The organism is uncultured Gilvimarinus sp. (genome assembly GCF_963972205.1).
In the GTDB taxonomy this organism is placed as follows: Bacteria; Pseudomonadota; Gammaproteobacteria; order Pseudomonadales; family Cellvibrionaceae; genus Gilvimarinus; species Gilvimarinus japonicus.
On record NZ_CAXAUC010000001.1, the window covers coordinates 696,280 to 714,150 of the forward strand.

The following is a 17,871-nucleotide window of genomic DNA, read 5'->3' on the forward strand; positions in this document are numbered from 1 at the left end:
CACACCGGTTGTTTATAAACGCAGCAGAGCCTAACTTAGATCACCTGATGCGGGGGCTAGAGTATACGAATGGAGTTGTATCTAATAATACGCGTTGAAGTATCCCGCGGCTGTGATTGATGATTACCCGCAGAGCTACATCGACTCGTTAAACAAAATAACAACGCTGCCGCCGCTTAAGTCGCTATCGATGTTAAGCGATAAACCCAAGCCGACATTCTGCAGCCAACTAATGTCGTTTTTAGTTTCGATAAGCCAACCTGCGCCTACCTCAAAATAGTGATCGGTGCCCATAGGCTCTACGGCATCGGCGTCTAGGTCGATGCGGCGCGCCAAAAGCCGTACCTGACTGCGCCGATTGTAAAAATCAGGCGTGTCGTAATGTAATACCAAAGAATTACTCAGGCGCCCAACCTCGGGCGAGACACGTTGCGCGTGTGAGTCGACATTAAATGTGCGCCCCACCGCGTAGCGATAGTTGGCTGAGTACTCCCATTTGTGCCCGTACACCTTGCCGGTGTAACTGATGGCGATACCCGGGTCGAGCATCCAGGCGTCGTAGGAGGTGTTAAATAACGAGCCATCCAGCAAGGGCTTAAGCGCTTCTAGCGCTTCTTCTCGGTAGGTGAAATCATTGTTGTAATGCAGCAGGTCTAAGCCCAGGCTAAGATTGGCACGCCAGTGATCATTAACGCGGTACTCCCACGTATTTTCGGCGTAGCCGATGTAAGTCGTGTCACGCATGGTGTTTAATGTTTGCACGTCGTCTTCAAAGGCGAGTTCTTGCTTGGTGGCGACGTAAGACAGCCGCAGTACGGCCCGGGTACGCCATTTATCTGTGACGGTTTGCCATTTACCAACCCACGGTAAGGCATAGCTGGTGAGTGAACTGCGTTGCTTTAAGGTCTCTGCGTCGCCGGTATTGATGTTGCCCAAATCGACAAATTCGTTAGGGTCAAAATCGACAATCCCCAAAGTAATCAAATTCGCATCGGAGATAACAATAGAGCGCGCAAGGTATTGCGCGACAAAATCACTGACTAGCTGATCATAGGCATCAAACTCTTGAGCCTGAACCCTAGCTGAGCCTGCCGCAACTGCTATCAGGGCAAAAAGGCTGACGAGTATAGCGCGAGCAACGCCCGCCAAGGTGCTAAATGCCATAAATGTGATCTACTATCATCCGTGCTCGGGGAACCCGCAAGCCCTGTCGCGACCTACGAATTAACTAGACCATAATTTAGCATAGTTGCGGCACCTTGGCGGTTGAAAAGTACGGAGCCAAACCCCGTTAGTCAACTAAATATCTTAGCGGCGCAACTCAGGGTACTAGCCTAGCTGACGCTGCTGGGCGCGAGGTGCCTGTAGCTGTTTTAAAATATCGATAAAATTTAACGCGCTCTGGGTGGGGACATGGGCCGCTTCGAGCTCTAGTGCTATGTAATTTTCGCCCTTGCGCACCACGCGACCGTCAAACACAAACGTGTAGGCATTGCCATCGATATCCCGCAGGGCCACGTCAACGGCTACCCGTTGGTGGAGCGCGTATTCGAGCCCCTCGGTACTAATATAAAAGCCTAGGGTACTGCAGTTAAGTAGACGGCCACTGCGCTGTTGTTTTTGGTGGCGCAGGCGAACTTTAAGGTCGGTTGTTAAACGCGGACTACAACGGTGCTCCATAGGTCGTTCCCTCTTGGTTTGAAATCATCAGTGCAATCGTTATGTAGGCATATATTCAAGTTCGGGCAATGGGTCACCGGTGCGGTCGTAGCGTTTAACCTCGCGGGCGATCTCATCAGCCAGCGCATCCGTTAGTGCGCTCCACTGCAGCTGCCAGGCCCAGTTGTTGTGGCACGTTCCGGGAGTATTCATGCGCGCATCAGACCCGAGTGCCAGCCAATCTTGCATGGGGACAATGGCCATGCGCGCCACCGAGCGCAGTGCGGACTTAATCAGTGTCCAGTGACTAAGCTCCCCCGCCTTGGTGGATACGCCAAAATACTCCACAATCATCTGTTTTTGCTCGGCACTAAGCGTGGCGAGCCAACCACAGCTGGTGTCGTTATCATGGGTGCCGGTATAAATAATATTGATCGGCTCACAATGGTGCGGGGCGTTAATATTTTTGGGTTCGCCATCCAAGCCAAATTGCAATACCAGCATGCCCGGTAGCGCAAAGCCGGTGCGCAGTTGTTCGACCTCGACGGTGATTAAACCTAAGTTTTCGGCGACGATGGGCAGCTCATCAAACTCGGCAAACAGTGCGGTTAGTAGCGCCGCGCCTGGCGCCTCTACCCAACGGCCAGAGCTGGCGTCGGCACTGCCGGCGGGAATCTCCCAATAGGCGCTGAGGCCGCGAAAGTGATCGATGCGAATTAAATCAAACTGATCCAATTGACGCCGCAGGCGATCTTTCCACCACTGAAACCCGTCGCCCTGCATGGCGGCCCAGTCATAGTGGGGGTTGCCCCAGTGTTGCCCGGTTTTGGAGAAGTAATCGGGTGGTACACCGGCTACGCTGGTGGGGTTGCCCTCACGATCGAGTTGAAACTGATCGGGGTTGGCCCATACGTCGACGCTGTCGCTGGCCACAAAGATAGGAATATCGCCAAACAGCGCGATACCCAAATGCCGGGCATGTTCGCGCAATTGGCACCACTGGGAGTAAAATGCAAATTGCTCAAACTGCGCCTGAAAAATATCGTCTTGGCGCTGCTCGCGCACCACGGCAAGGGCGGTGTTGGTACGCAGGCGTAAAGGCGTGGGCCAATGGTGCCAACTGGTGCCACGCTCTTGTGCCCGAATGGCGTAAAACAGCGAGAAGTCATCAAGCCAGTAGTGTTGCTCGGCGACAAAAGTGTCAAAGTCTTTTTTAACCGCGCTACCCGCCGACGACGTAATAAAGTCGTTAAAAGCGCTGCAGGCCATTTGTCGCAATTGGGCCAGCTCGGTTTTACTGAGCGGCTCGGGTGAGGCCTCAACCTTAAGCTTAGCCGGCGCGACCCAGCCCCACTCGCACAAACGCTCGAGGCAAATTAAATCGGGATTGCCGGCCAACGCTGACCAAGAGTGATACGGCGAGCCGTCATCGTGGGTGGGGCCGGTGGGCAACATTTGCCACACCGTTAGCGAGGCGCGGGCTAAAAAATTTAAATACTCTTCGGCCATCGCCCCCAGATTGCCGGCGTTGGGCTGGCGGTTGTGAATTGCTCGCGCAGGCAAAGAGCTAGGGTGCAGTAATACCCCAGCGGTGCGGACATTAAAAATAGCGGCCGGTTGGTAGTGAGTGGCGGCCGTCATTTATTGGTGCCCCTGACGCATCACACCGCCGTTGGCTGGCGCCCCGCTACCGGTGCTGATGGGCGTGTCGAGAGAGCTTGGCGGGACTAACCCTAAACTCGTATAGAGGTTACTAACGTGTTGCCGGTATAAGCGGTCAAAGTCTTTTACGCTATCTGAGGGGTTGTAATCACCAAACCACCAAAACCAGTCGGAGCCTTCACACAACGCAAGCTGCAAACTGGCTTCGGCAGATTGTTGTTGGTCAAGTGCGCCGCTGTCTATAACTTGATCGTAAGCGCGCTTCACCTCACACAGGATGTCCCACGCGTGGTTTTTTTCGGCCTCACCGATCCAGGTAGAAAAGGTCCCGTAAACCCAGCTGCCGGCACACAAGTGTTCGAGGGGTATGGTGTTTAAAGGCGCTTGGTTATCGGCAAGCTCAAGCACCTCAGAGTAAGTGCGAGTGGTTAAGTAAGGGTGCGCCTCGATTTTTTTGTAGAGCGCGTCAATAAAGTACCAGGCGTTTTCGGGGTAATACTCCCAGGCATTTTCACCATCCATGATAATCGAAATAACAGTGTGGTTATCTGCCGGCGCGGCCTTGGCAATGTTCTCTAGGTGGTGAACAAAATCCCCTACGGCGTCATCGGCGTGCCAGTTGGCGTACTCAAAGCCGATCTTGTCGGATAACCCGTCGTCACGAAAGAACACGTGTACATCACCCTCCCCCACTTGAAACGCGGTGTGACGAGTATCTGGCTCACTTTTGATTTTGTCTGCGGCCGTATTGTTGGCACTATTTTGTAAACTGTTAAACAGCACCGAATCACCGGTGGCCGTCCAACGTATGCCGTGCTCGCTTAGCACCTTTAACGCCGCATCGCTTAACGCCCCCTCGGATGCCCAACATCCTTTTGGCATGTTGCCAAAATGCTGCTTAAAAACGTCGAGCCCTTTTTGCATCTGCCAGTGCGCCCGCGCCTCACCTCCGGGGTACTCGCCCGAATTAGGCAGCGGTGCCGCCGGCATAGCGTCGTGGGTGCTGTTAAAATCCAGTAGTAACGGCAAAATCGGGTGTGCGTAGGGGCTGGTAATCAGCTCCGCCTGGCCAGATTCGGCCAGCTTTTTATGCCTTGGGATAATACCGCTAATGGCGCTATAGATAACTTGCAACAAGTCACGGCAGTGATCGGCAGTGTAATTAAACGACTGTTGTTGCAGGCGCTCGATGATGGGGTTATCGCGGCGGACAGTTTCGCCCAGCCAACCCAGATGGTACCAAACGCATAGGTCGGTTAGGTATTGCTGATTAAAGTAACGATCGGCCCCTTCAACTTCTTGCGCGTTATCGTACAGACCCATTAGGTGCTGGTAGGGCTCAAACCGATCGATAATACGCTCGCGATTGGCGCGAGTACACTTTTGCAGTAAATCGGCAAAGCGCTCGCTGCCCGGCTCGGGACGCTCGGCGTTGGTAAGCAGCGCCAGCAAAGGGTCGCTTAATAGCTCGCCTTTGGTTAGGTAGGCGTTTAATTGCTGGTCGTAGTCGACCAGCTGCTCAATTAAAATCGGAACATAGTTAAACACCGCTTTACTGCCGGGGTTGTTCTCCAGGTGCGCGGCCATATCGGTGTAGTCTTTAATCGCGTGCAAATACGTCCAGGGAAAATAGTATTCGCCGGTTAAACAGTCGCGGTAATCGGGCTGGTGCATGTGCCACAAAAATACCACTGATGTTTCGGGTACACCACTCATTGCTAGTCTCCTGACAGCATGGCGGGGGTTACTAGTACCACCCCGCCGGGGGAAACATAAAAACGTTCTCGGTCGGCGTCTGCATCAAAGCCAATTTCGGTGCCCTCGGGGATGACGCAGTCACGGTCAATCAGGGCCTTTTTGATATTGCAATTGCGACCGATCTCGACCCCGGGAAACAATACCGAATCGGTCACCTCGGCGTAGGAGTTGACCCGCACCCTAGGAAACAACAGCGAGTGCCGCACAATAGCGCCCGAGACAATGCAGCCGCCAGCCACCATTGAATCGACCGCCATACCGCGGCGGCCCGTGTCGTCAAAAATAAATTTAGCGGGTGGCACGTGCTCTTGGTAAGTCCAGATCGGCCACTCTGAATCGTAAAGATCAAGCTCCGGGGTTATACCGGTTAATTCTAAATTTGACTGCCACAACGCATCGACTGTACCCACATCGCGCCAGTAGGCCTCGCCACCGCTAACAGGATCCTGAAACGGGAAGGCAATAACTTTGTGGGTTTTTAACAGAGAGGGAATAATATCTTTGCCAAAGTCGTGGGAAGAACCCTCGGACAATTGGTCGCGCTCTAGCTCTTCAAACAAGACGTCAGTTGAGAAGACGTAAATACCCATGGATGCCAAAGAGACGCCAGGCTTACCCGGAATGTGCTCCGGCTCGGGGGGTTTTTCGGTAAACTTTACAATATTGAAGTCGGTGTCTACATCCATGACCCCAAAAGCGGTGGCGGTTTCACTGGCGACCTCGATACAACCGACGGTGATGTCTGCACCGCTTTCGACGTGGGCACCAATCATGGTGCCGTAATCCATTTTATAAACATGGTCACCCGCCAAGATCAACACATAACTTGGATCGTGGCGCTTAATAATGTCTAGGTTTTGACGCACCGCATCGGCGGTGCCCGCGTACCAAGATTCACCCAGGCGCTGCTGCGCCGGCAGTAGCTCGACAAACTCCCCCATCTGGCCGCCTAAGAACCCCCAGCCGCGCTGGATATGACGGTTAAGTGAGTGTGACTTGTACTGTGTTAATACACTGATGCGGCGAATGCCCGAGTTAACACAGTTGGATAATGGGAAGTCGATAATGCGGAATTTGCCACCAAAGTGCACCGAGGGTTTCGCGCGCCATTCCGTCAGATTTTTTAGTCTTGTGCCTTGTCCGCCAGCCAATACCAACGCGAGGGTTTCGCGGGTTAAGCGACTGACAAAACGTCCTGAAGCGGGGTTGGTCATACTGTGTTGCTCCTTGCTTAAGTGTCACCGTGTAGGGTGCGATTAACGATAATCGCTTGGCTCTCGGCGGTATCCGGCCGTAAGCTTTGTAGTTGTTGCCTGTCTATATCGCTCCGATAACGACTTGGTTGTCGTCCATGATTACCTATCGGGATATGACAGAAATATTTAATAGCAAGTTGAGTGCCATAGGATGCTGTAAATTGACTTTGGTATGCGTGCATAACTCACAGATCTGTCACGGGCCGACGTTACACTAAAATGCCTAACGTAACCGCAATGGTTTTTGCCATAACGAGTACTAACAATAGTCGCTGACAATGGATGTGGGTAGTCGTTCCATGAGTCTGTGGCACCAAACGTGCTACAAACGTGCTGTTAGTCATAAATAGTGCAACCACTTTATTACTCGTGCTAAATCAGTGGGCACGAATAGCCAAAACTATAACTAAACTGTGTTACGGTTTTGTGTTTAGCCACTGGCAAAAGGAATAAGCAGCTTATGCCGCGCCCCAAAGGATTACAGCTTAGTACCGAAATGCAACGAATTAGTGCAGCCACAAGCCACGACCCCTTTACGGTGCTGGGTTTACACCCAAGCACAAGCTCGCCCGCCACCGTAAGCGGCGCTAACAAAAGCAGCTGGACGCTGGTCGCTTACCTGCCCCACGCCCGTGGCGCGGTAACGGCCGAGGTGGACGACATTGAGGTTGCGCTAACCCAACTGCCCAATAGCGACTTTTATGTGCTCGAGCACTTGGCCGAGCGACCCACTCGCCCCTATCAGTTGCATTGGCGCGACGAATACGACAATGCCTTTAAGCAACACGACCCTTACTGGTTTGCGCCGCAAATATCCGACTACGATTTGCACCTGTTTGCCGAGGGGCGCAACTGGAATATTCACCAGGTTTTAGGTGCGCACCCTAAAACCATCGATGGCGTAGCCGGGGTTTTGTTTGCCACCTGGGCGCCGGGCGCCGAGCGCGTCAGCGTAGTCGGTGACTTCAACCGTTGGGATGGCCGCTGCCATGCCATGCGCTCGCGCGGTGGTAGTGGCGTATGGGAGATTTTTATCCCCGGCTTGGCACTACACTCGGTGTATAAGTTTGAGCTGCGCGCCCGCAACAATGGCGCAGTAAGCGTTAAAACCGACCCTTATGGGCGCCACTTTGAAGTTCGCCCTAATACCGCCGCCAAAGTTTACAGTCCCGCCCAAGAAAACCCCTGGAACGACGATAAATGGATGAACGAGCGCCGTTTATGGAACTGGCAGCAGCGGCCTTTTAGCGTCTATGAAGTTCATTTGGGGAGCTGGCAGCGCAGCGACGACAACCAGTTTTTAAACTACCGCGATTTAGCCCACCGCTTGGTCGACTACATTACCCCCTTAGGGTTTACTCATATTGAGATTTTACCCGTAGGAGAACACCCGCTGGACGATTCCTGGGGCTACCAAAGTACCGGCTATTTTGCCCCCACCAGCCGGTTTGGCACGCCCGATGACTTTCGCTACTTTGTAAACCATCTGCACAATCAAAATATCGGCGTTATTCTCGATTGGGTGCCGGCGCACTTCCCCAAAGATGCCTTCGCCCTTGCCCGCTTTGATGGCACTGCCTTGTACGAGCACGAGGACATTCGCTTAGGTGAGCACAAAGATTGGGGCACGCTAATTTTTAATTACGGCCGCAACGAGGTGCGCAACTTTTTGATCGCCAGCGCGCTATTTTGGTTGGATGAATTTCACCTTGATGGCTTGCGCGTGGACGCCGTCGCCTCCATGCTTCACCTCGATTATTCGCGTGAGCCAGGCGAGTGGGTACCCAACCGTTACGGTGGCAATGAAAACTTAGAGGCGGTTGAGTTTGTTCGCGAGCTAAACGTGCAGTGCCACGGCCAGCACCCCGGCGTGTTAGTGATTGCCGAAGAGAGCACCGCCTGGCCGCAAGTTTCCGGGCCAGTGTACTTAGGAGGGTTGGGGTTTTCATTAAAGTGGAACATGGGCTGGATGCATGACTCACTGCAGTTTATGAACAAAGACCCGATATACCGTCAGTATCATCACGACAACCTAACCTTTGGCATGATGTACGCGTTTAGCGAAAATTTTCAACTGCCTTTTAGTCACGATGAAGTCGTACACGGCAAAGGTAGCATGATTAACAAAATGCCCGGCGACGACTGGCAAAAATTTGCTAACTTACGGTTGCTTTACACCTATCAGTTTACCTACCCCGGCAGTAAATTATTATTTATGGGGTGCGAATTTGCTCAATGGTCCGAGTGGAGCGATAAGCGCGCCCTAGATTGGCCGTTGTTGCAATTTGAGCGCCACCAACAGTTACAGCAATCGGTTGCCGATTTAAACGGACTGTACCGCGCGCAACCAGCGCTGCACGAACGCTGTTATAGCGACAGCGGCTTCGACTGGATTGATTGTCACGATAACCGCCAGTCCGTAATTAGTTATGTGCGTCAAGGTGAGCACGAGCGCGTTATTGTTATTTTAAACTTCACCCCGACGCCGCGACACGATTACCGCGTGGGCGTACCAGACGCCGGTCACTATCAAGAGATTTTTAACTCTGATTCGGTGTACTACGGCGGTAGCAATGTGGGTAACGGCAACGGTTTGATTACCGACGCGGAGCCGTGGATGAATATGCCCTACTCACTCTCGCTAACCTTGCCGCCGCTGGCGGGTATTGTGCTTAAGTGTCGCGATGTATAATGCCGTCAGCAAGACCTAAAGGCGGCGCCAAAAACGGATAACTCACATAATGTCGTAAACCACACATCTAAAGGAGCTTTGTGTGAAAGTACTGTTTGCGTGCTCGGAGGCGTACCCTCTGGCAAAAACCGGTGGTTTAGGCGATGTGGGCGGCGCCTTGCCTCGTGCTCTCGCGCGCTTGGGCGTGCAGGTTAGATTACTCTTACCTGCCTATAAAACGACACTGGAAAAAGCCCGGCCGCAGGGGCTGAAGCTACTGCGTGAGTTCGAGGTTAACCAAGTGCCGGTTAAATTGTGGCAGTCGCGCTTGCCCGGCAGCCGGGTACCGGTGTGGCTGGTGGATATTCCCGAGTTTTCTGATCGCGCAGGCAGTTTGTACGGCGACGACTCTGGCACTGACTGGCCAGATAACCCCTACCGTTTTTATCTGTTTAGTAAAGTTGCCGAGCACATCGCCTTAAACAAGGTCGGTCTACACTGGCGGCCCGATGTAGTACACAGCCACGATTGGCAAGTCGGTTTAGTACCCGCCCTGTTGGCAGGCCAACAAAATGCCCCCGCCTCTGTCTTTACGATTCACAACCTTGCCTACCGGGGAATTTTTGATTACCAAACATTTGTCGATTTACAGTTACCCGAGCACTGGTGGCATTACGAGCGATTAGAGTTTTGGGGCAACTTTTCATTTCTAAAAGCCGGGCTGGTGTACGCCGATGCAATAACGACAGTGAGCCCGAGCTACGCCCAAGAGATTCAGACCGAACAGTTTGGCTGCGGCCTAGAGGGCGTACTGGTTAATCGCGCCCGCCAGTTAACCGGCATTGTTAATGGTATTGATACCGATACCTGGAACCCCGGGGCCGATCCCTACCTTGCCGTGCCATACAGCCGCCGGACGATCAAACGCAAAGTTCACAATAAACTGGCGTTACAGCGTGAGCTGGGCTTACCAGAAGATGAATCCGTCGCGCTTGTGGGGTTTATTGGCCGTTTAGTAGAGCAAAAAGGTGTTGCCCTGATACTAGGCGCGTTACCTGCGCTGTTATCTCAGGCGCGCTGTCAGTTTGTGGTGATTGGCTCGGGGCAGCCAGAGTTTGAGGCGGCTTTGCAAGAGTTGCGCTCGCGCTACCCACAGCGGGTGTCGGTGACCATTGGCTATGACGAGAGTCTATCGCATCGTATTGAGGCCGGCAGTGACATCTTTTTAATGCCCTCGCTGTTTGAGCCCTGTGGCCTTAATCAAATGTACAGCCAGCGCTACGGTACGATACCCGTGGCCAATTTTGTCGGCGGGTTGCGCGATACTATTGTCAACTTCTCGAATTTTTCGGATGCGATAGATGCCGCCAGCATGAGTGCGTTAGTAAATGTTGACGAAACCGGCTTTTTGTTTTCTGAAGCGTCAGTTACGGCGCTTAGCGAGGCACTACGTCATGCTTTAACGTGTTTTGACAACAAGCTTCTCTGGCGCAAATTGCAAGACAATGCCATGAGCCAAGATTTTGCCTGGGGTAAAAGCGCACGAGCTTACCTAGAGCTCTACCGTCAAACTGTTAGTAGAACCACTCAATCCAATGATGCAGAGGATCAAGCAACAGCGTTATAGCCATTAATGTGCTACCCCCGGTGATTAACGCACGGCGCCATCCCGCATCCTGTGGGTAATCGTTTTTAATGAGTGCGTTAACGCGCTCGCGCACATGGCTGCGACAAAAAAAGCTCGCACTGTAAAGGTTTTTAGCATCGGCAAAGTCCCTATTCAGGCGCGCGATCTGGACAATACTGGCGGCCACCTCATGGGCCTCTAGGGTACCGGTCGCGTACCAGTCGCAGGCTTGCTCGTGGGTCAAATCTAGTCGCTCAAGCAAGCGCCCCACTCCCCAACAAAAAGGCAGCGTGGCTAGCTTTGCCACAAACAGCCGCAAATTGTCGTGGCGCAATTGGTGCGCCCGCTCGTGCTCGATGACGCTGCGAATGCTGTTTTCGTCACACACCTCAAGCAAGCCTTGCGATAAAAAAATACGTGACCGCCAGTAACCGAGTGTAAAAGCCAAAGGGGCGTCGCTGGGTAGAATATAAACATCGCGAATTTCGTGAGCATCGGCCAAGGCAATAAAAGTCGTTAAAGTTTTTTGCGCGCGCCACAGCCGGTAAAGTAACCAAACAACAAGACCGGCCGCCAACACCGATGCTATCGCGAGCAGTACCGGAATATGTGGAGTAATAGGCGCATGCTGACCGCAGGCAAGGGATTGCCGCAGCTCATGACAATGACTGGCAATAAACCAGTGCGACCAAGCTGGCGATGCTAACTCTAACGTTATTAACGTAGCCGCCAGTAACGGTAATGTCAGAATAACCAACAGCAATAAACTCGACTCATTGGGGTGTAGTTGGCCGAGCCAACGTTCTAATAGTGGCGCGCACAAGCGCAATAGCGCCAAAAGTAGCAGCCAGATAAAAAAGCCTACCAGTAGCAATATCACGATTGATCTCCGGTCGTGTCGCGATTCGTACTTACCTCGCCTGTTACCACTTCGTTCGCGGCGCTTTGGCTGCCATCGTTACGCTTGCCGCGCCGCGCGTTAATTAACCGCTCAAGCTCATCGAGTGATTGGTGATCGATCTCATCGGCAAAATCCACAAACCCGCTCAATATCGGCGTCATGCTGCCACTGTGCACTTGGCTAACAACGCGACCTATCAGCTGCCCTAAAAATTCACCGCGCCCAACACTGGCGCGGTAAAGATAGGCACGCCCCTGTTTGTTACGGTCAATTAAATCTTTGCGGTGCAGCCTCTCAAGTGCCGATTGCACTGTATTTAAGCTGCTCTTTAAACGTATCGGCAGCTCACACTGCAGGCTTTTAGCGTCGCGCCCTGGCGCGTCCCAAAGCGCGCGCATTAATGCCAGCTCCAGCTCGCCTAGTTGTGGCAGGGTATTGCTTTGCGAGCGCGGCTTCATCGGCTAGGTTGCTCGCGCTGGGTGGTTACGGGCTGATCCATCGTTTTGTTAACACCGATTGGCAATCGGTGTTCGCCTCCTGTTAAAACACGGCCAAAATGGCTCGTAAGTATCTGATATGTATAAAAATATCATTTTGTGATTGGTATTTATAGATACGCAGTTGATCTGTATTTAGATCAGTCTCGAATATAGTACTACTTACTGAATAACCACAAAAGGATGCCTCATGCTGCCACAATCAAAGCCACGGCGCGCGCGCTACTGTCACCGCCTAACTCCCCTGCTTGTATTGCCTATTGCACTACCGTTGTTCGCCCATGAAGTGGAGGAAATCACCGTATCGGGCCACCGGGTCAACCTCATTGGCGAGAGTGTATCGGCCTCACAAGGCGTTGTCTCACAGCGTGACATAGAAACTCGCGCGCTGTTGCGCTCGGGGGAGGTATTGGAGCTGATTCCCGGGATGGTAGTCACCCAACACAGTGGTACCGGCAAAGCTAACCAATACTTTTTGCGCGGCTTTAACCTGGATCACGGCACTGACTTTGCCACTTTTTACGATGATATGCCCATCAATATGCGTAGCCACGGTCATGGCCAAGGCTATACCGATCTAAACTTTATGATCCCCGAGCTGATTGCCACTCTGCGTTATCAAAAAGGGCCTTACTACGCCGACGTTGGCGATTTTAGTGGTGCAGGTGCCGGCTTTATTAACAGCAAAAGCCACTTTAATGAAGGCCAATTAAAACTAACCGCAGGCTCTGATGAGTACTATCGTTTATTGGCTGCCGATTCATTTCATGCGGGTGAGACGGAACTGATGTGGGGCTTTGAAGCCACCGGTTACCAGGGCCCCTGGACGGATATCGACGAAGATTTAGACGAATACAACGGTCAACTTAAAGCCACCCGTGCCTTAGGCAGTGGCACCCTTAGCTGGGGGCTGATGGGTTACAGCAACGCCTGGAACAGCGCAGATCAGATTCCAGCCCGTGCGGTTGATGCGGGTTTGATTGACGAACTAGGCTCTATCGATAACACCACCGGGGGCGAATCCTCACGCTACAGCGCCAATATTAGCTGGGAGAACGACAACTGGTTAGCCAGCGCTTACGTCATTGATTACGATTTAACCCTTTGGTCAAATTTCACATACTTTCTTGATGACCCGGTCAATGGTGATCAATTTGAGCAAGTGGATGAGAGACAAATATTTGGCGGTAAACTGCAGTACCAACACGACCTGACCCTGGGCGGTCTAGATGTTCATAATCGTTATGGCCTAGAGACACGTATTGATGACATTAATGAGGTAGGCCTATATCACACTCAAGCGCGTCAACGTTTAGGGACAGTGCGCAGCGATAGCATCACCGAGAGCAGCATCGCAGCCTTTACCGATACCGAGATTAACTGGACCGAGCGCTTTAAAACAGTGTTGGGCTTGCGCTACGACTTTTACGACTTTGATGTCAATGATCGCGCTGGCAGCAACAACGCCGGCATTAACTTATCGCCCAACAGCGGTACGGCAGACGACGGGATCGCATCGGTTAAAGCCAGCGCCGTGTACCGTTTATCGCAAAACTGGGAAGGCTATCTGTCGGCCGGCACCGGGTTTCACTCCAACGATGCCCGTGGCACGACGATTAAAATTGATCCGGCAGACGGCAGCGCCATTGATGCCGTAGACCCCTTGGTGCGCTCCTTTGGCAGCGAGCTGGGGTTACGCGCCAACTTCAACGAGCGTATTAATATTTCCGCTGCGCTCTGGTATCTAGAGCTTGACAGCGAGTTACTGTTTGTCGGTGATGCCGGCAACACCGAGGCGAGTGATAAAACCGAACGCGCGGGGCTAGAGCTTACCGGTTACTACCGCTTAAACGATAACTGGACTCTGGATTTAGAGTATGCCTACACCCACGCCCGGTTTGTTAACGAGCAACCTGGCCGCTATGTACCGGGGGCAGTAGAGGACGTTTTACAGCTTGGGGTAAGCGCCGATTACGCCAGCGGCGTGTTTGGTAGTTTGCGCCTACGTTACTTTGGCCCACGGCCATTAGTAGAAACCAATGAGGTCAGTTCAGACGCCAGCACTTTGCTAAACGCTAAACTGGGCTATCGCTTTAAGCCGTTTACGCTTAGCGTAGATGTACTTAATTTGCTGGATAGCGACGACCACGATATTGATTACTACTATGCTTCGCAGTTAGCTGGGGAAGCATCGCCGGTTGAGGATGTGCATTACCATCCGTTAGAGCCGCGTAGCTTGCGGGTAACGCTTGAGATGGCGTTTTAGCGGTTAAAAAATCCCAGACTTGTCTGGGATTTTTTTTGGTTTATAAGCCGCACCTCACTGCGTTACGCGCCCCTTGAATGGGCTTTGAGACGCTTTTGATGCCGCCTATAGAAAGTTACTTTTATTTTTTGGCAAAGCAAACTAACGAAAAGAATACCCAATCTAACTTTAGATCTCGGGAAACGATTAATCCACAACCCATGCTTTAGAATACTAATTTAAACCGTGATTTATTAAAGATATCTTTCCGATACATCATCAAAAAAATTATTAAAGATATAGCGCCACGGTAAAACCAACGGTGTCAACACCACACCAGCCATGCAGGCAAACGCCACTGCAGCAGCATAGTCATCCAGTGCAGTGTTCAAATGAATTGGCAGCACAAAAAAGGATAACCATATTGCTTTCCATAGTAGTTCGAGTATTAGAACCGGAAACCTTTGCAAAGGATAGAAAACGCCCACCAATGACAAAATCATGAAGCCAAAAAGCATCACATTTATCACTGCATATGGCCCTGCTGATACACCCACTGAAGATAATGCCGGGCGCCGAGGGGCGTTCTCGGGAATTGCTTGCCACATCGCGACAAGTAACTCGTCCGCCCCCAGCGACCGTGGGAAAGTAAATCGAACGCTGGACTATTGTAAGTCCGATGGCGATGCTCTATAGCGACGAGGTCAGCCGTAATAAAATAGCCTGAGCCTCACCAAAGGCGCGCCCTACCTTCGCCACAAGCGATCATATATTAACAACCATAACCCCACCACAAAGCCCACATGCGCTACCGCTGCACCTAAAGCAAATAGCCACGCCAGCTCGGTCCGTGCGTTAGTCAGCCAACCCAACGTAACGGCTGCGGCGTAAGGCAATGCGGTGGCAAGCACCAGCATTAGGCTCAGCGCAATAATTTTTAAACCGCGATCGGCGCGGGCATACACAACCCGGGTGATTGGGTTGCGCCGCCACAGGTAGTTTGCCCCGCGTTTTAGCCACATAGCATTACCTAGCCCAATTGCTAGAGTGCGGTAATACGCCAGCACTGATGAATTTTTTGATTGCGTGAATAGTCCTGATCGATAGTCGCTTTTGATATATCTTCCAGCTGATAGCCCGACAAAGCTTCTTCATCGAGTTTAAAGCTGCGTAAATTGTTAGAAAAATACAACACACCGCCCTCGTCTAGTAGATTCATCGACTGATGAATCAAGCTAACGTGGTCGCGCTGAACATCTAACACATCCAGCATTTTTTTCGAGTTGGAAAAGCTAGGCGGATCAAGCATGATTAAATCAAATTTTTGCTCGGCGCTTTTTAACCAAGCGACACAGTCGGCTTTCTCTAAACGGTTGCGCGATTCGCTTAAACCGTTCATGGCCAAGTTACGACTCGCCCAATTAAGGTAGGTTTGCGACATATCCACACTCAACGTAAAGCGCGCACCACCTAAGGCCGCCTGTACTGAGGCGGCCGCCGTATAACAAAACAGGTTTAAAAAGCGTTTACCTTTCGCCTCGGCGGCGATACGCAAGCGCAAGGGGCGATGATCTAAAAACAGGCCGGAGTCTAAGTACTGCCACAGGTTGACCAGCAACCGAGCATTACCCTCTTGCACTTGCAGCAATTCACCCATGGGCTTTTCATGAAGTTTTTCATACTGCATAACCCCGCGATTACGGCGGCGCTGTTTAAAACTGACCGATTCAGAAGCGACATCCAAGGCAATAGGCACCGCTGCTTCAATTTCTTTAAAGCGCTCTGCCGCGCCTTTTTCATCAATAGAGCGCGGTGGCTGGTACTCTTGTACGTGCACTTGGCGGCGAATGGTGTTGGTGCCGTCAACCACCCCCTCGTAAATATCGATAGCACAAGCGTACTCGGGCATGTCCGCATCGTACAAGCGGTAACAGGTTGCGCCACTGCGTTTACGCCATGATTTAAGTTTTTTGGCATTTTTTTGCAAACGGTTTAGCAGCATTTGTGCACCATTTGACAATACAACCTCGCCTTGCTCGTTAAGTTGTTCTGATGGCCCTACTGGCGTGGCACGGTTTTGCACCGTGTATTCCGGCTCAATCGCAAACATTAATAGCTCGCTGGCGATCGTGCCGTTAAACAGCTTGTACTTCTTTTGTGCGCGCACGCCCATCTGTTTGCCCAGCTCGGGGTTGCCGGTAAAAACCGCCGCACGCCAGCCGGTAAATTCCTCACGCATTCGCTCGCCCAGGTGACGATACAAACTTTTCATCGCTTCGATTTCACCCAAACGCTCGCCGTAAGGTGGGTTAGTTACAATAATGCCGTGGGGCATGGCTTTATGTGTGGGCTTAACAAACTCGCGCAGCTCTTTACGGCTTACTCGCAACCAGTCGTCAAAACCGGCGCGGGTTATATTTTCTTCTGCCGCGCGAATGACGCCGAGGTTAGCATCGTAACCGCGAATTTCCGGAAGTTCACGCTCAAGTCCATGGCGTTTTCTCGATTGCGCTTGCTCGCGCAACTCTTGCCAAGCATTAGTATCGTGGGTGGGCCAGCGCTCAAAGGCAAAGCCCGAGCGCATCAAGCCCGGTGCGACATCGGCGCTTATCATAGCGGCTTCAATCAAAAAGGTACCCGAGCCACACATAGGGTCAAGCAACGCTTCATCGTGGTCGGCTTTGCCCCATCCGGCACGTATTAAAATAGCGGCGGCAAGATTTTCTTTTAGTGGCGCCTCACCTTGCGATTTACGATAGCCACGGCGGTGCAAACTCTCACCACATAGATCCAAGCCAATGGTTATATTGCCCCGTGACAACCGGGCGTTAATGCGTAAATCCGGGTCGCGTTTGGCAACGTCTGGTCGCTCGCCAGTATCGTCGCGAAAACAATCCACCACCGCATCTTTAATTTTTACCGCACCGAATTGCGTGTTGCGAATATTGCGGTTCTCGCCTGAAAAGTCGACCATTAAAGTGCCGCAGGGCTTTAGGTACTGCTGCCAATCAATCGCGCGCGCTACACGATACAAGTCGTCGGCAGTATCAGCGCGGTCTTGCACTAACGGCATAAGCACTTTATTGGCCAGACGCGACCACAAGCATACCTCGTAGGCTTTTTTTATATCGCCACTAAAGTACACCCCGGCCACAGTCTCACGCACCTCTTGTGCCCCTAGAGCTTTCAGCTCATCCAGTAATAGTGATTCTAAGCCTTTGGGGCACGTGGCAAAAAATTGGGTTTCGGCAGTCATGACTTACGCTATCTCAACACTAGTAGAAACAAGCTTTATGCCTGTTTATTTGGCCGACGAGACATTCAATGCGCTCGGCGGTTCCATAAAATGACGGTTTTGTTAAGACCCTTGCGATCTATTAACGTCTACCGCTATAAAAATTAATTCGTTCACAGCGCGGCTGGATTTTGTTGTACTGGCTATCCGCCGCTGAAAATCATACAGCGCATGTTGGTAAATTCCTACCGGCAACGGCGGATAAGCACATCAGCCAAACGGCGCTATGCGTCAAGCGAGACGCCCGACTCAGTGAGTGAGCGTCAAGGGGATTTGCGCCCTGCAACCAATGGCCTCAAG

13 protein-coding genes are annotated in these 17,871 nt (G+C 52.1%); 3 read left to right on the forward strand and 10 right to left on the reverse strand.

Going from position 1 to position 17,871, the window contains the following annotated elements; all coding sequences use genetic code 11:
* Positions 1-135 precede the first annotated feature (135 nt).
* The 5 genes from AACY82_RS03010 to glgC all read right to left on the reverse strand — a co-directional run bounded on the left by AACY82_RS03010 (position 136) and on the right by glgC (position 6,293).
* A complete protein-coding gene (locus tag AACY82_RS03010) occupies positions 136-1,164 on the reverse strand; it encodes a Solitary outer membrane autotransporter beta-barrel domain (RefSeq protein WP_339615277.1) in 1,029 nt (342 codons plus the stop codon).
* A 165-nt stretch (positions 1,165-1,329) separates the two neighbouring features.
* Positions 1,330-1,680: a PilZ domain-containing protein gene (locus AACY82_RS03015; protein WP_339615278.1), complete on the reverse strand. Its 351-nt coding sequence runs from the start codon at positions 1,678-1,680 to the stop codon at positions 1,330-1,332.
* A 39-nt stretch (positions 1,681-1,719) separates the two neighbouring features.
* Positions 1,720-3,300 (reverse strand): 4-alpha-glucanotransferase, encoded by a 1,581-nt coding sequence (gene malQ, locus AACY82_RS03020; protein WP_339615279.1) that lies wholly within the window; start codon positions 3,298-3,300, stop codon positions 1,720-1,722.
* Entirely contained in the window at positions 3,301-5,037 is a 1,737-nt protein-coding gene (locus AACY82_RS03025; protein ID WP_339615280.1) for a glycoside hydrolase family 57 protein, read from the reverse strand.
* A 2-nt stretch (positions 5,038-5,039) separates the two neighbouring features.
* A complete protein-coding gene (gene glgC / locus AACY82_RS03030) occupies positions 5,040-6,293 on the reverse strand; it encodes a glucose-1-phosphate adenylyltransferase (protein ID WP_339615281.1) in 1,254 nt (417 codons plus the stop codon).
* Between the two features lie 502 nt (positions 6,294-6,795).
* Here glgC and glgB point away from each other — a divergent pair.
* Both glgB and glgA read left to right on the forward strand, forming a co-directional pair.
* A complete protein-coding gene (gene glgB / locus AACY82_RS03035) occupies positions 6,796-9,027 on the forward strand; it encodes a 1,4-alpha-glucan branching protein GlgB (RefSeq protein ID WP_339615282.1) in 2,232 nt (743 codons plus the stop codon).
* Between the two features lie 82 nt (positions 9,028-9,109).
* Positions 9,110-10,633, forward strand: a complete 1,524-nt coding sequence (glgA, locus tag AACY82_RS03040; protein WP_339615283.1) for a glycogen synthase GlgA — start codon at positions 9,110-9,112, stop codon at positions 10,631-10,633.
* Here the strand turns inward: glgA and AACY82_RS03045 are convergent.
* The gene (locus tag AACY82_RS03045; protein WP_339615284.1) at positions 10,581-11,513 is read right to left on the reverse strand and encodes a M56 family metallopeptidase; all 933 of its coding nucleotides are present in this window, start codon (positions 11,511-11,513) and stop codon (positions 10,581-10,583) included. The genes glgA and AACY82_RS03045 overlap by 53 nt on opposite strands.
* Positions 11,510-11,992 carry a BlaI/MecI/CopY family transcriptional regulator gene (locus AACY82_RS03050; protein WP_339615285.1) on the reverse strand — a complete coding sequence of 161 codons (483 nt, stop codon included), beginning with the start codon at positions 11,990-11,992 and terminating at the stop codon, positions 11,510-11,512. Before AACY82_RS03050 ends, AACY82_RS03045 begins: the two co-directional genes overlap by 4 nt.
* A 229-nt stretch (positions 11,993-12,221) precedes the next feature.
* Between AACY82_RS03050 and AACY82_RS03055 the strand changes: the two genes are divergently transcribed.
* A complete protein-coding gene (locus tag AACY82_RS03055; RefSeq protein WP_339615286.1) occupies positions 12,222-14,297 on the forward strand; it encodes a TonB-dependent receptor in 2,076 nt (691 codons plus the stop codon).
* Positions 14,298-14,530: 233 nt separating this feature from the next.
* Here AACY82_RS03055 and AACY82_RS03060 read toward each other — a convergent pair whose 3' ends face one another.
* From AACY82_RS03060 to rlmKL, 3 genes are all read right to left on the reverse strand, one after another.
* Positions 14,531-14,884, reverse strand: a complete 354-nt coding sequence (locus AACY82_RS03060; protein ID WP_339615287.1) for a hypothetical protein — start codon at positions 14,882-14,884, stop codon at positions 14,531-14,533.
* 138 nt (positions 14,885-15,022) lie between these two features.
* Positions 15,023-15,298 (reverse strand): hypothetical protein, encoded by a 276-nt coding sequence (locus AACY82_RS03065; protein WP_339615288.1) that lies wholly within the window; start codon positions 15,296-15,298, stop codon positions 15,023-15,025.
* Between the two features lie 20 nt (positions 15,299-15,318).
* Positions 15,319-17,532, reverse strand: a complete 2,214-nt coding sequence (gene rlmKL / locus AACY82_RS03070) for a bifunctional 23S rRNA (guanine(2069)-N(7))-methyltransferase RlmK/23S rRNA (guanine(2445)-N(2))-methyltransferase RlmL (RefSeq protein WP_339615289.1) — start codon at positions 17,530-17,532, stop codon at positions 15,319-15,321.
* Positions 17,533-17,871: the final 339 nt, after the last annotated feature.